This window comes from Cognatiluteimonas sedimenti (genome assembly GCF_022808325.1).
Taxonomy (GTDB): Bacteria; Pseudomonadota; Gammaproteobacteria; order Xanthomonadales; family Xanthomonadaceae; genus Cognatiluteimonas; species Cognatiluteimonas sedimenti.
On record NZ_JALGCL010000001.1, the window covers coordinates 948,028 to 961,111 of the forward strand.

Annotated in this window: 13 protein-coding genes; 12 read left to right on the forward strand and 1 reads right to left on the reverse strand. The window is 70.4% G+C overall.

What is annotated here, in order from left to right; all coding sequences use genetic code 11:
* The first annotated feature begins 31 nt into the window (after positions 1-31).
* From MQC88_RS04495 to MQC88_RS04505, 3 genes are read left to right on the forward strand one after another with little or no spacing between them, the layout of a single operon-like run.
* On the forward strand, positions 32-3,037 hold the full coding sequence (locus MQC88_RS04495; RefSeq protein WP_243319408.1) for an EAL domain-containing protein: 3,006 nt from the start codon (positions 32-34) through the stop codon (positions 3,035-3,037).
* Positions 3,038-3,078: 41 nt separating this feature from the next.
* On the forward strand, positions 3,079-3,501 hold the full coding sequence (locus MQC88_RS04500; protein WP_243319409.1) for a VOC family protein: 423 nt from the start codon (positions 3,079-3,081) through the stop codon (positions 3,499-3,501).
* A 19-nt stretch (positions 3,502-3,520) separates the two neighbouring features.
* Positions 3,521-4,363 carry a DUF72 domain-containing protein gene (locus MQC88_RS04505; protein ID WP_243319410.1) on the forward strand — a complete coding sequence of 281 codons (843 nt, stop codon included), beginning with the start codon at positions 3,521-3,523 and terminating at the stop codon, positions 4,361-4,363.
* Here MQC88_RS04505 and MQC88_RS04510 read toward each other — a convergent pair.
* A complete protein-coding gene (locus tag MQC88_RS04510) occupies positions 4,296-4,808 on the reverse strand; it encodes a TfoX/Sxy family protein (protein ID WP_243319411.1) in 513 nt (170 codons plus the stop codon). The two genes, MQC88_RS04505 and MQC88_RS04510, sit on opposite strands and share 68 nt — an antisense overlap.
* Before the next feature lie 44 nt (positions 4,809-4,852).
* Here MQC88_RS04510 and MQC88_RS04515 point away from each other — a divergent pair, with 44 nt between their 5' ends.
* From MQC88_RS04515 to MQC88_RS04555, 9 genes are all read left to right on the forward strand, one after another.
* Positions 4,853-5,800 (forward strand): DMT family transporter, encoded by a 948-nt coding sequence (locus MQC88_RS04515; protein WP_243319412.1) that lies wholly within the window; start codon positions 4,853-4,855, stop codon positions 5,798-5,800.
* Positions 5,801-5,855: 55 nt separating this feature from the next.
* Positions 5,856-7,490: an ExeA family protein gene (locus tag MQC88_RS04520; protein WP_243319413.1), complete on the forward strand. Its 1,635-nt coding sequence runs from the start codon at positions 5,856-5,858 to the stop codon at positions 7,488-7,490.
* A 3-nt stretch (positions 7,491-7,493) separates the two neighbouring features.
* Entirely contained in the window at positions 7,494-8,204 is a 711-nt protein-coding gene (locus MQC88_RS04525) for a general secretion pathway protein GspB (RefSeq protein WP_243319414.1), read from the forward strand.
* Positions 8,205-8,370: 166 nt separating this feature from the next.
* Positions 8,371-8,766, forward strand: coding sequence for a DoxX family protein (locus MQC88_RS04530; protein WP_243319415.1), 396 nt, complete (start codon positions 8,371-8,373; stop codon positions 8,764-8,766).
* A gap of 275 nt (positions 8,767-9,041) precedes the next feature.
* On the forward strand, positions 9,042-9,656 hold the full coding sequence (gene msrB / locus MQC88_RS04535) for a peptide-methionine (R)-S-oxide reductase MsrB (protein ID WP_243319416.1): 615 nt from the start codon (positions 9,042-9,044) through the stop codon (positions 9,654-9,656).
* A 24-nt stretch (positions 9,657-9,680) separates the two neighbouring features.
* On the forward strand, positions 9,681-10,355 hold the full coding sequence (gene msrA, locus MQC88_RS04540; RefSeq protein WP_243319417.1) for a peptide-methionine (S)-S-oxide reductase MsrA: 675 nt from the start codon (positions 9,681-9,683) through the stop codon (positions 10,353-10,355).
* Between the two features lie 51 nt (positions 10,356-10,406).
* Positions 10,407-10,625, forward strand: a complete 219-nt coding sequence (locus MQC88_RS04545) for an RNA-binding S4 domain-containing protein (protein ID WP_243319418.1) — start codon at positions 10,407-10,409, stop codon at positions 10,623-10,625.
* Between the two features lie 175 nt (positions 10,626-10,800).
* On the forward strand, positions 10,801-11,352 hold the full coding sequence (locus MQC88_RS04550) for a LemA family protein (RefSeq protein ID WP_243319419.1): 552 nt from the start codon (positions 10,801-10,803) through the stop codon (positions 11,350-11,352).
* Positions 11,349-13,079 (forward strand): DUF2207 domain-containing protein, encoded by a 1,731-nt coding sequence (locus tag MQC88_RS04555; protein WP_243319420.1) that lies wholly within the window; start codon positions 11,349-11,351, stop codon positions 13,077-13,079. Before MQC88_RS04550 ends, MQC88_RS04555 begins: the two co-directional genes overlap by 4 nt.
* Positions 13,080-13,084 lie beyond the last annotated feature (5 nt).

Consider the following 13,084-nt stretch of genomic DNA (forward strand, 5'->3'; position numbering starts at 1 on the left):
CGGCGCTAGTCTGGGCGCATAGGGAGACCGCATGCAGCCAGATCCGCGCCCCGAACCGTCCGCCAGCCCGGGTGTCGCCTCCTTCCATGCCGGGTTGCTGGCGGCAACGACCCCGCGGCAGGTCATCGCCGTACTGCTCCAGGCGCTGGGGCGGCGCCTGGACGCCGCCTACTGGTCCCCCCGCTGGCCCGAAGCCGTCGCCAGCGAACCCGCCGGCGCCGGGAACGACAGCGCCGTTGCGCGTGCCGTGCGCGAGGTTTCCGCGCGCCGCGCCGGAAATGCCGTCCGCTCGGACAACAGGCATGTGTTGCTGTGCGACGACCCTGGCGGCGGGGCGGCGTTGCTGCGGCTGGAATCCCCGCTCCCGGACACGCCCTCGGCGCAGCGCCTGTGCCGGGACGCCGGCGCGCGCATGGCCGAAGTCCTGTCCCTGGAACGGCTGCAGGCGGCGGTCGCGCACTTGCAAAAGGCCGAGCGCCTGCAACGCGCGTTGTTCGCCATCGCCGACATCGCCGGCTCCGACCTGGACAAGCCGACCATGCTGCGCGGCCTGCACAAGATCGTCGCCGGCCTGATGTACGCGGAAAACTTCTACATCGTGCTGTACGACGAAGCGCGCGACAGCCTGCGCTTCATCTATTACGTGGATTCGGAGGACACCGAGGCGCCGGCCGTGGATCGCGATTTCCCGATGGCCGACTTCGAACGCAGGCTCACCGGTTATCTGATCCGCGACGCGCGGCCGCTGATGGGCACGACCGAGGAGTTGCGCGCACAGGTTTCTGGCCCCTTGCGGATCGCCGGTGCCGACAGCATCGACTGGCTCGGCGTGCCGATGCAACGCAATGGCCGCGTCCATGGCGGGCTGGTGGTGCAGAGTTACGTCGAGGGCGTGCGCTACACCAACGAGGACCGCGCGCTGCTGGCATTCGTCGCCGAGCACATCCTCACCGCGCTGGAACGCAAGCGCGGGCAGCGGGAACTGGAGCGCTGGGTCGAGGAGCGCACTGAACAGCTGGCCGAAACCAACGTCATGCTGCGCGACCAGATCGCAGAGGTCGAGCGCGCCGAGCACCTGCAGGCCAGCCTCTACCAGATCGCCGCGCTGGCCAACTCCGAGGAGGGGAGCGAGGCGTTCTACCGCCAGGTGCACGATGTCGTCGGCGGCCTGCTGTACGCGGAGAACTTCTACATCGCGCTGCTCGACGAGGACAGGCAGGAGCTGGTGTTCCCCTACTACCGGGCCGCCGGCCTGCAGGCCAACCCGCCGCGCAAGCCGGGACGTGGCCTGACCGAATACGTCATGCGCCAGCGCGCGCCCGCGCTCGTCGATGCGCCGACCTTCCAGTCGCTCGTCAGTCGCGGCGAGATCGAGCCGGGCTTGGCGATCGGTCCCTCTCTGGAGGGGCCCAAGACGATCTGCTGGCTCGGCGCGCCCCTGCTGGAGTCCGACAAGGTGCTGGGCGCCGTGGCCGTGCAGAGCTACCGCGAGGACCGGACCTACGACGAGGGCGACGCCGAACTGCTGACCTTCGTCGCCCACCAGATCGCCAGCAGCCTGCAACGCCGCCGCAGCGCCGAAGCCCTGCAGCAGCTCAATGCCGACCTGGAACAGCGCGTGCAGGACCGCACCCGCGAGCTGAGCGAGCAGATCGCGGTCCGAAAGGGGGTCGAGACCCAGCTCAAGCACCAGGTCATGCACGACCCGCTGACGGGGCTGCCCAACCGCCTGTACATGCGCGACCGCATCGAACGGGCGATCGCGGGAATGAAGCGCCACCCGGAACGCCGTTTCGCCCTGCTGTACCTGGACGTCGACCGTTTCAAGGTGATCAACGACAGCCTCGGGCACCTGGCCGGCGACGGCGTGCTGCAGGAAGTCTCCGCCCGGCTGCTGCACTGCGTGCGCGAGCCGGACGTGGTGGCGCGACTGTCGGGCGACGAGTTCGCTGTCCTGCTGGAAGAGGTGCCGCAGCCGCAGACCGCCACCAGGGTGGCGCAGCGCATCCTGGAAACGCTGCAGGGAGGCATGCAGGTCGAAGGTCGCGAACTCAACAGCTCCGCCAGCATCGGAATCGCAATCAGCCATCCGCGCCACCAGAGCGTGGACGCGCTGCTGCAGGACGCCGACACCGCCCTGTACCGGGCCAAGGCGGCGGGCCGCAACCGCTTCGTGCTGTTCGACGACTCGCTGCAGCGCGCGGCGATGGACGTGCTCGGCATGGAACAGGAATTGCGCAGGGGCCTGGCCGCGCGCGAATTCGAGCCCTATTTCCAGCCCCTGATCCGGCTTTCGGACGGCGCCAGGGTCGGCTACGAGGCGCTGGTGCGCTGGAACCACCCCGTCCGTGGCGTGCTTGCCCCCGGTGATTTCATGGTGGTCGCCGAGGAATGCGGGCTGATCGAAGCGATCGACTGGCAGATGTACCACTCCAGCTGCATCGAGGGAAAGAAGCTGCTGCGCGACGACATGTTCATCACCATCAACGTCTCGCCCAGGCACTTCCGCAACGAGGACCTGGACGCGCGGATGCTGGCGATGACCGCGGAAACGGCCTTCGACCCGGCGCGGCTGCGGATCGAGGTAACCGAAGGCACCCTGCTGGAGAATCCGGATGCGGTCGCCAGGGTGCTGCATCGCCTGCGCGAGGCGCGTATCGACGCGGCGCTGGACGACTTCGGCACCGGCTATTCGTCGCTGGGCTACGTGCACCGCTTCCCGCTGAAGATGCTGAAGATCGACCGCACCTTCATCGAGGACCTGGGCCCCGGCGACGCTTCGCGCAGTTGCGCGGTGGTCGGCGCGATCCTGGCGCTGGCGCAATCGCTGGGGCTGGAAGTGGTCGCCGAAGGCATCGAGACCGAAGCGCAGCACCAGGCCTTGCGCCGGATGGGGTGCCTGCACGGCCAGGGCTACCTGTTCGGCCGGCCGCAGCCGGCAGCGCACTGGCTGCACGAGGCCGCCGGACAATCGGCGCGGCCCCGCGATGAACCGCGCCCGCAAGCGGGGCCGGATCCGGCCGAGCCGAGGACGTAACGGCGGCGGTCGCGGCGTACGCAACGACAGGAGGACACCGGATGGCTTCAGGCAACGGCTCCAGCATCGTCCCTGCCCTGCGCTACCGGGACGCGCCCGCGGCGATCGAATGGCTGTGCCGCGCTTTCGGTTTCGAAAGGCGTGCGGTGTACGTCGACGGCGACATCGTGTTGCACGCGCAGCTGGTCTTCGGCAACGGCATGGTGATGCTCAGCTCCGCCGGCAACGACGGCGCGTGGAACGCGCTGATGGCGCAACCGGATGAAACCGGACTGCGCGAGACACAGAGCCCCTGCGTGATCGTGGCCGACGTCGCTGCGCACCATGCCCGCGCCAAGGCCGCCGGCGCCACCATCGTGATCGACATCGCCGACCAGGAATATGGCGGCCGCGGCTACGGCTGCCGCGACCCGGAGGGGCACCTGTGGTGGTTCGGCAGCCATGACCCCTGGCAGGACGCCTGAGCCAGGCCGGGCCGCGCGCATGCGCTCGTCGCCGAGCGAGATGCCCGCGCAGCCTCCGGCCGCCATCGACGGCATCCGCGTCGGCATCGGTGGCTGGACCTATGCACCATGGCGCGACAACTTCTATCCCCGCGGCCTGGTGCAGCGACGCGAACTGGAATACGCCAGCCGCCACGTCAGCGCGATCGAGATCAACGGCACCTACTACCGCAGCCAGAAGCCGGCGACCTACGCGAAATGGCGCGACGAGGCGCCCGGGGACTTCGTGTTCTCGGCCAAGGCACCGCGGCGCATCATGCAGTCGCGCGTGCTGGCGAAGACCGGGCCGCAGGTCGACGATTTCGTCGCTGGCATCGCCGAACTTGGCCCCAGGCTCGGGCCGCTGCTGTGGCAGTTCGATCCGGGGCCGCCGATCGACCACGATGATTTCGCCGCCTTCCTGGAACTGCTGCCGACCAGCGTCGGCAACCATCGGCTGCGCCATGTGCTCGACGTGCGCGACCCGGGCTTCGTCGATGCCGACTACCTCGCCCTGGCCCGGCGCCATGGCATGGCGACCGTGTTCACCGATTCGCGGGAGCATCCGTCGTTCGCGGATGTGACCTCGGATTTCGTCTACGCACGGCTGATGAGGACGCAGAGCGCGATCGCCACCGGCTATCCGGAGGCGGAGCTGCAACGGTGGGCGCAACGCGCGCGCATCTGGGGCTCGGGCGGCGAGCCCGACGACCTGCCGCGGATCGAGCCCATGGCGCCACCGGCGGCAGGATCCCGCGACGTGTTCGTGTATTTCATCAGCGCCGCAAAGGAGCGGAACCCGGCCGCGGCGATGGCGCTGCTACGGTTGCTTGGCGCGGGCTGAGCGGCGCGCGGCGGGTCGCATGCCCCGGCGAAGCCCTGCGCTGCGGGGCAGGCCACGCGGGGTTACCGCGAAGACGGTGGCGCGCGTTTCGGCTTGCGCGGCTTCGCCAGCGGCTTGCGCAGCGCCGCTTCCCAAGCCAGCCGCCCCACGGCAGCATCGCCTGCGGCGAGTCCATCGCCGCATCCGGCAGCGACCAGTAGCTCATCGGCAGCAACCTGCCCCGGGCCTCGTACACGAACGGCGCGCAGCCGGCGTCGCGGAAATGGCCGACGGTCAGCGCATCGGCCTTCAGGTACAGGCCCTCGTCGATCACCACGCCGATGATCACGTCGGCGCCGCCATCGACCACGGCATAGACGCCGTGCCCGCCGAACATCGCGCGGGTGCGGATCGGCCCGAAATCGGCGAACAGGTCGTGCAGGTACTCGAGGAAGGGATCGGCCACGGGCCACCGCTGGCGGGGGTTGCCGGCACTCTACAATGCGCGCCATGCCGATGACCGACTCGCGCAAGGCGTTCCTGCAGATCCACTTCTGCGTGCTGCTGTGGGGCTTCACCGCGATCCTCGGCAAACTGATCACGCTGCCGGCGCTGCCGCTGGTGTGGTGGCGGATGCTGCTGGTGGTCGCGGCCCTGTCCTGCGTGCCGAGGGTCTGGCGCGGCCTGCAGGCAATGCCGGGGCGGCTGCTGCTGGCCTATGCGGGAATCGGCGTGCTCGTGTCGCTGCACTGGCTGACCTTCTACGGCGCGATCAAGCTGGCCAACGCCTCGGTCGGCGCGACCTGCATGGCGCTGGCGACGGTGTTCACCGCATTGGTCGAGCCCAGGCTCGCCGGACGCAGGTTCTCCACCCGCGAACTGGCGCTCGGCCTCGCGGTGCTGCCCGGCGTGGCGCTGGTGGTCGGCGGCGTTCCGCACGGGATGCGCCTGGGGATCGCGGTCGGGACGCTGTCGGCGCTGTTCGTGGCGTTGTTCGGTTCGCTCAACAAGCGCCTGGTCGAGCACGCCGATCCGCTCACCGTGACCGCGCTGGAACTCGGCGCCGGCACCTTGGCGATGACCGCGCTGGCGCCGCTGATGCCGCACCTGTTCCCCGCCTTCGCCGGCGAGCTGTTCGTGCTGCCCGGCCAGCACGACGCGCTGTACCTGCTGGCGCTGGCGCTGGCCTGTACGCTGCTGCCGTTTGCGCTGTCGCTGGCGGCGCTGCGGCACATGAGCGCGTTCGCGGCGCAACTGGCAGTGAACCTGGAGCCGGTGTACGCCATCGTGCTGGCGATCCTGCTGCTGGGGGAACAGCACGAGCTGACCCCGGCGTTCTATGGCGGCGTCGCGATCATCCTTGGCGCGGTGCTCGCCTATCCGCTGGTGGCGCGCCCGCGGCGGCTGCAGCACGTGGAGATGCTCGGCACCGCCGAGGCCAGGGACATCACCGAATAGCTCGCGCCCCGGCGTTTCGTGGCAGGCTAGGTGCCCCGCCGCCATCGGTCCGCGCATGTACCTCGAGTACTACGGCCTCAAGGAGCCGCCGTTCTCGATCACCCCCGATCCGCGCTTCGTGTTCCTCAGCGAGCGCCACCGGGACGCGCTCGCGCACCTGCTGTTCGGCATCGACAAGGGCGGCGGCGGCGGTTTCGTGCAGCTCACGGGCGAGGTCGGCACCGGCAAGACCACGCTGTGCCGGCTGCTGCTGGAACAACTGCCGGACAACACCCGGGTCGCGCTGGTGCTGAACCCGCGGCAGACACCGCTGGAACTGCTGGAAACCATCTGCGAAGAGCTGCACCTCGACCTGGACTCCGGCGACGGCCGCGGCAAGCGTGGCAGCGCCAAGGCGCTGGTCGACGCGCTCAACGCCTACCTGCTGGAGGCCTACGCGCAAGGCCTGCGCGTGGTGCTGATCGTGGACGAAGCCCAGGACCTGTCGATCGAAGCGCTGGAACAGGTGAGGCTGCTGACCAACCTGGAAACCGACACCCAGAAGCTGCTGCAGGTGATCCTGCTCGGCCAGCCCGAGCTGCGCACGCTGCTGGCCCGCGGCGACCTGCGCCAGCTGGCGCAACGCATCACCGCCCGCTTCCACCTCACGCCGCTGGACGCCGCGGAAACCGAACGCTACCTGCGCCATCGCCACGCCGTCGCCGGCGGCGTGCGCCTGCCGTTCGACAAGGCCGCGATCGCGCGCCTGCACCGGCACGCGGGCGGCGTGCCGCGGTTGCTCAACGTCCTCGCCGAACGCAGCCTGCTGGCCGGCTATGCGCGCGACGAAGCCATCGTCGGCACAAGGCTGGTCGACCTCGCCGCCGCCGAGGCACTGCCCCCCGCGCGACCGCGGACGGGGAAGGCAAGGCCGATCCACCTCGCGCTGGCCCTGCTGGCGGCGATGTTGCTGGTCGCCGCGTTCGTGTTGCTGCGACGCGAGCCGCCGGCGCCGGCGCCGTTCGCCAAGGTGGCGCCCGCTGCCGCTGCAGCGGCGGCAGCGCCTGTGCCGCGGCCTGTCGCCATTGCCCCCGATGCCGATGCGTTGGCGCAGCGCATCGCCACCGCCGTGGCCACGCCGCTTGCCGCGTGGCAGGCACTGCTGTCGCTGTGGGACCTGCCGACCGCCGCCGCCGACGTCGCCATCGCCGCGCAATGCGCGCCGGTGCTGGCGCCGGGCGTGCATTGCCTGCGCGCACGCGCCGACCTGGACACGCTGGCGGCGATCGGCCGCCCGGTACTGCTGCGCCTGCGCGGGCCCGACCGCGACGGCTGGGCGCTGCTGCTCGGCGCCGATGCCCGGCGCGTGCGGCTGCGGCTGGGCGATGCGCTCGTCGACGCGCCGCGGGTCGCGTTGCCGCGCGCCTGGACCGGTGAGTACGCCGCGCTGTGGCGCACCCCGCCGGAGGTGGCCGCGCCGGTCCCGCTGCGCGACGCCGGCCCGGCCACGGCGTGGGTGCGCGCACGCCTGGCAGCAGCATCGGTCGCCACTGCCGCGCCCGACGACAGCGCCGCCAGCGACCTGGGCCAGGCCGTGCGGGCTTTCCAGGCCGCACAAGGGCTCGCCAGCGACGGGGTGGTCGGGCCGGAAACCCTGTTCGCGCTTGCCGCGCGAGATCCCGGCCCGCATCTGCTCCCGGCGCTGGACTGAGCCATGTCGCTGATCCTGGAAGCCCTGCGCAAGTCCGAAGCCGAACGCCGGCGCGGCCAGGCCCCGGGCCTGCATGTCGAGTTGCCACCGGCGCATGCGTCGCGAGCCGCGGTGCTGCCGGCCTGGGCATGGTGGCTGTTGGGCGGCGTGTTGCTTTTCGCCGTGGCGTGGTACGCGCGCGGCCTGCTGCCGCAACACCCAGCCGTCGCAACGCCTGCTTCTGCCACCACCACGGCGGCGGCAAAGCCGCCTGCGCACCTGCCGGCTCCGCAGCCACGTTTCGAGCGGGCGCCCGCCAAGACCCCCGAGGCGACGCCCGCGCCCTCGGCGGCAGCGCGAGCCGACGCCGGCATGGTGCGAAAATCGCCGCAGTTGCCGCCAGTCCCTGCGCCGATCGCGCCCGACTCCGCAGCCGCGCCCCCCGCGCCTGCGCCCGCCCCTGCCACTCCGGCGCCCGTCAGCCCAGCGCCGTCGACGCCCGCCAACACCGTGTTGCGCCTGTCCGACCTGTCGGCCGAGGAACGCAAGTCGCTGCCGCCGTTGAAGCTCAGCATGCACATGTGGAATCCCGATCCGGCCAGGCGCTTCGTCATCCTCGATGGCAACCGCATCGGCGAGGGCGACCGCATCGGCGATGCGGTGGTCGCCGCGATCACCACCAACGGCGTGGAACTGGACTGGAATGGCCGCCGACTGCAGGTGCCGATCCGCTGATCCATTGCGCGACGCATCGCCCGCGCGCGCTTCCACGACGGGACTGCAATGACGTCGCTGCTGGTGGAAGCGCGCCCCGGCCACGCGACAGCACAGGTCGTCCCCTCTATGCTGCGGGCGGGCCGCCGTGGGCGGCCCCATTCGACTCTACGGGGAGAAGGAATCGATGAACCAGAACGCGCAATCCGATCTCGGCAAGCTGGTCCTGCGGCTGGTGCTGGGCGTGCTGATCCTGCTCCACGGCATCGCCAAGCTCAGCGGTGGGCTGTCTGGAATCGAGGGCATGCTGGCAGCGCACGGCCTGCCGACGTTCCTTGCCTACGGCGCACTGGTTGGCGAAGTGCTGGCGCCGCTGATGCTGATTGCCGGCTTCCATGCCCGCCTCGGCGCCTTGCTGGTCGTGGTCAACATGCTGTTCGCATTCGGCCTCGCCCACCTGTCGCAGTTCGGCATGCTCAACCAGCAGGGCGGCTGGGCGCTGGAACTGCAGGGGATGTTCCTCGGCACCGGGCTCGCGATCGCGCTGCTGGGTCCCGGCCGCTACGGCGTCAACGGGCGCTGACCGCCCACCGCGTGGCGCGACCCGGCGAGCCGCGTCGCGCCACATTGCCCAGGCACCGGCATTGCAGGCCCGGAGCCTGCTGCCCCTCATCGCGGGCTCCCGAGCGGGGCCCAAGGCGGCATGGCTGAGTTCACGCTGGTGGGCGCAGGCTGGGTTCCCGCCGCGATACGCCGGCGGAACCGATGCGCCATGGCGGGGTCTAAACCTTGGCTGGCCTTTCCCTGCCCCGTTGGATGCATCCGCCCCGCCCCCTACTGCGTACCCATCGCATGAGCATGTCCCGCACCCTCGCAATCCACGGCATGTCCGCCGAAGCGCCCCGCCTGCCGGAGCGCCGCGGTTTCCTCGCCTCGTCCACCCTCGCGTTGGCGGCGCTTGCGCTGGGTTGCACGCGCCGCAGCGAGGCCGCCATCGCGGCCGCGGACGCGGGCACCCGGCCGGCCACGGTTTCGATCGTCGAGTTCAGCAATGCCGGCAAGCGCCTGCAGGCCGTGCGCGTTCCCAGGGTTGTGAAAACCGACGCCGCATGGCGCAGGCAGCTGTCGCCACTGGCCTATGGCGTCACCCGCAAGGCGGGTACCGAGCGCGCCTTCACCGGCCCGTTGCTCACCGAGCACCGCAAGGGCGTGTTCCGCTGCATCTGCTGCGACACCGCGCTGTACGACTCGGCGACCAAGTTCGAATCCGGCACCGGCTGGCCCAGCTTCTGGCGGCCGATCGCGCGCGAGAACGTGGTCGAGGAGCGCGACCGCAGCTTCGGCATGCTGCGCACCGCGATCTCATGCGCGCGGTGCGATGCGCACTTGGGCCATGTCTTCGATGACGGCCCGAAGCCGACCGGATTGCGCTATTGCATGAATTCGGCGGCGCTGCGCTTCGCCGCCGCCTGACCCCCGGTCCCACGGAGATCCGCCATGGCCCCGATCCGCTCCAGCCTGTTTGCCATCGGCACGTTGGCGCTGCTGGCCGCCTGCAACTTCGCCGGCGCCCGCAGCAAGCCGGTGCAGCTGCCCGACCCGAAACTCGACGCGCCGCGCAGCGCCGCTGCCGGCGACCAGGTCGCGGTGTTCGCCGGTGGCTGCTTCTGGGGCGTGGAAGCGGTATTCGAGCACGTCAAGGGCGTCAAGGATGCGGTGTCTGGTTACGCCGGCGGCAGCGCGCTGACCGCGCGTTATCCGATCGTCGGCAGCGGCCGTACCGGCCATGCCGAATCGGTGCGGGTGGTGTACGACTCGGCCCGGGTCAGCTACGGACAACTGCTGAAGGTGTACTTCTCCGTCGCGCACGATCCGACCCAACTCAACCGGCAGTCGCCGGACGTCGGCCCGCAATACCGCTCCGAGATCTTCACCACGAGCGCGTCGCAGAAGAAGATCGCCGACGCCTACATCGCCCAGCTGACGGCGGCCAGGGTCTTCGCCAAGCCCATCGCCACCAGGGTCGGCCCGCTGCAGAAGTTCTACCCGGCCGAGGCCTACCACCAGGATTACCTGCGCATGCATCCCGACGAGCCGTACATCGTCTACAACGACGCGCCCAAGCTGGTGCACCTGAAGCAGCTGTTCCCTGCGCTGTATCGTGGCGGCTGAAGCGGCGACTGCCTTTGTCGGCCCAGTCCGCGACCCCCACCGGAGCCGCGCATGCAACGCATCGACTTCCAGCTCGACCGCGACTTCGTCGAACTCAACCAGTTGCTGAAGCTGGCCGGCCTTGCCGACAGCGGCGGCGCCGGCAAGGCCTTGGTCGCCACTGGCGCGGTACGCGTCGATGGCGCACCGGAGCTGCGCAAGACCTGCAAGATCCGCGCGGGCCAGGTGGTATCCGTGGGCGACGCCGAGATCCACGTCGGCGCGGCCTGACATCGTCCATGCGGCCTCGCGGCAACCAGGCCACGCCCCGCGGCCTCCCGCTTCCGTCGCTTCGATACGTACAGCGGCGGCAGCCCTGTCGGTAATCGGCAGCGGCGACACGCGTTGATCCGTCGCGCAATAATGCCGGCACCGGGATGCCGCGGTGGGGGGCGACAAGATGACGATGACGCTGGTCGTGCTGGCGCTGGCGCTGGCGTTGGGCGCCTGGGCGCTGCTGGTCTTCAACGGGCTGGTGCGGCTGCGCAACCAGGTGCGCACGGCCTGGGCCGACATCGACGTGCAGCTGCAACGGCGCCACGACCTGGTGCCGCAGTTGGTCTCCACCGTGCAGGCGTACGCCGGGCACGAACACGCGCTGCTGGAAGCGGTCACCGCCCTGCGTGCGCAGGCGTTGACCCAGGCCGCGCCGGCCCGGCTGGGGGAGCTGGAGAGCGCGCTGCAACTGGGGCTGGGCCGCCTGGTCGCGCTCAAGGAGGCCTATCCCGACCTCAAGGCCAGCAGCAACTTCCTGCAGCTGCAACGCGACCTGGTGGCTGTCGAGGAACAACTGCAGTACGCGCGCCGTTTCTACAACGGCGCGGTGCGCGACTTCAACGACGCGACCCAGCGTTTTCCCGATGCGCTGGTTGCGCGCGGCTTCGGCTTCGCCGGTGCCGAATTCTTCCAGGCCGTCGAGGACGGACGCAACCCGGTCCCGGTGGAGATGGATCGATGACCCCGCGCGCATGGCTGGCGGCATTGCTGCTGTCGCTGGCGTGGGCCGCGCCGTCGCCGCTCGCCGCGCAGGAACGGATCCTCGCCTACGACAGCCGGGTCGCGATCGCGGCCGACGGCAGCCTCGACGTCACCGAGCGCATGACCGTGCGCGCCGAAGGCAACCAGATCAGGCGCGGCATCTATCGTGATTTCCCGACCCGCTACAAGGACCGCTACGGCAACCGCGTGGTGGTCGACTTCGAGATGCTGGGCGTCACCCGCGACGGCCGGCCCGAACCCTGGTTCACCGAAAGTCGGGCCAACGGCGTGCGAATCAACACCGGCAACGACGATTTCCTGCAGGTTCCGGCCAACTACACTTACACCCTGCACTACCGCACCACCCGCCAGCTCGGCTTCTTCGCCGACCACGACGAGCTGTACTGGAATGCGATCGGTACCGGCTGGGCGTTCCCGATCGAAAGCGGCAGCGTCGAAGTGCGGTTGCCGCAAGCGGTGCCGGTCGCGGACATGCAGGCCGGCGGCTTCACCGGCGCACAGGGCGCGACGGGCCACGATTTTTCCGCGCGCCTGACCGCTCCTGGCAACGCCAGATGGCGACTGACGCAACCGCTGCCGCCACGGCAGGGCCTGACCATCGTGCTGTCGTTCCCCAAGGGATTGGTTCCGGCGCCGACGCGGGCGCAGCGCGTGCTGTGGTTCTTCGAGGACAACCGCGGCGCGCTGGTCGCGCTGCTGGGCCTGCTCGCATTGTCGGGCTATTGCGCGCAACGCTGGCGCAAGGTCGGCCGCGACCCGCGCCCCGGCATCATCATCGCCCGCTACGAGCCGCCGACCGGACATTCGCCCGCCGGGCTGCGTTACCTGCGGCGCATGGGTTATGACACCCGCTGCTTCTCCTCCGACCTGCTGGCGCTGGCCGTCGCCGGCGACGTCCGCATCCATCGCCAAGACAAGCTGCTCAAGGACGCATGGTCGCTGGAACGACTGCCTGCGGACGCCGACGATATCGACGATGCGCAGCGTGCGTTGCTGCACAAGCTGTTCCCCGCCGGCAAGTCCACGCTCGAACTGCGCAACACCAACGCCTCCACCATGCAGTCGGCGCAGGCTGCCCATGGCGCAGCGCTGAAGGCGCGCTACCAGCCGGCGATGTTCAAGGGCAACGCTGGCAGCACCCTGGTCGCGATGGCGATCGCCGCGGTCGCCACTGCGCTGGCGTTGCTGACCAGCGGCGGTGCCGGCGTGGTGGTCATCATCACCTGCGCCGTGCTGATGACCGCGATCGTGATCGTGTTCGCGGTGCTGGTGAAGGCACCGACCGACGCCGGGCGCAAGCTGCTGGACGAGATCGAGGGCTTGAAGCTCTACCTCGGCGTGGCCGAGCGCGACGAACTGGCCCGCCTGCCCGGCCCCGACGCGCCGCCGCCACTGGATGCCGAACGCTACCAGCGGCTGCTGCCGCATGCCGTCGCGCTGGAGGTCGAAGAGGCGTGGACGAAGCAGTTCACGCTCGCCGTCGGCGCAGCGGCGGCCGCCGCGACCACGGCGACGATGGCCTGGTACAGCGGCGGTCGTGCCGGCGACCTCGGCGGTTTCGCCAGTTCGATCGGCAGCAGCCTGAGCTCGCAGATCGCGTCCTCGTCGAGCCCGCCCGGCAGTTCCTCGGGCGGGGGTGGCTCCTCCGGCGGTGGTGGCGGCGGCGGGGGTGGCGGCGGCCGCTGAGGCGG

Bases quoted from the DNA above. Each gene is read 5' to 3' on its own strand.
- MQC88_RS04525 (WP_243319414.1), top strand. From the start codon at position 7,494: ATGTCGCTGATCCTGGAAGCCCTGCGCAAGTCCGAAGCCGAACGCCGG.
- MQC88_RS04550 (WP_243319419.1), top strand. From the start codon at position 10,801: ATGACGCTGGTCGTGCTGGCGCTGGCGCTGGCGTTGGGCGCCTGGGCG.
- MQC88_RS04545 (WP_243319418.1), top strand. From the start codon at position 10,407: ATGCAACGCATCGACTTCCAGCTCGACCGCGACTTCGTCGAACTCAAC.
- MQC88_RS04520 (WP_243319413.1), top strand. From the start codon at position 5,856: ATGTACCTCGAGTACTACGGCCTCAAGGAGCCGCCGTTCTCGATCACC.
- MQC88_RS04555 (WP_243319420.1), top strand. From the start codon at position 11,349: ATGACCCCGCGCGCATGGCTGGCGGCATTGCTGCTGTCGCTGGCGTGG.
- msrA (WP_243319417.1), top strand. From the start codon at position 9,681: ATGGCCCCGATCCGCTCCAGCCTGTTTGCCATCGGCACGTTGGCGCTG.
- MQC88_RS04500 (WP_243319409.1), top strand. From the start codon at position 3,079: ATGGCTTCAGGCAACGGCTCCAGCATCGTCCCTGCCCTGCGCTACCGG.
- msrB (WP_243319416.1), top strand. From the start codon at position 9,042: ATGTCCCGCACCCTCGCAATCCACGGCATGTCCGCCGAAGCGCCCCGC.
- MQC88_RS04505 (WP_243319410.1), top strand. From the start codon at position 3,521: ATGCGCTCGTCGCCGAGCGAGATGCCCGCGCAGCCTCCGGCCGCCATC.
- MQC88_RS04495 (WP_243319408.1), top strand. From the start codon at position 32: ATGCAGCCAGATCCGCGCCCCGAACCGTCCGCCAGCCCGGGTGTCGCC.
- MQC88_RS04515 (WP_243319412.1), top strand. From the start codon at position 4,853: ATGCCGATGACCGACTCGCGCAAGGCGTTCCTGCAGATCCACTTCTGC.
- MQC88_RS04530 (WP_243319415.1), top strand. From the start codon at position 8,371: ATGAACCAGAACGCGCAATCCGATCTCGGCAAGCTGGTCCTGCGGCTG.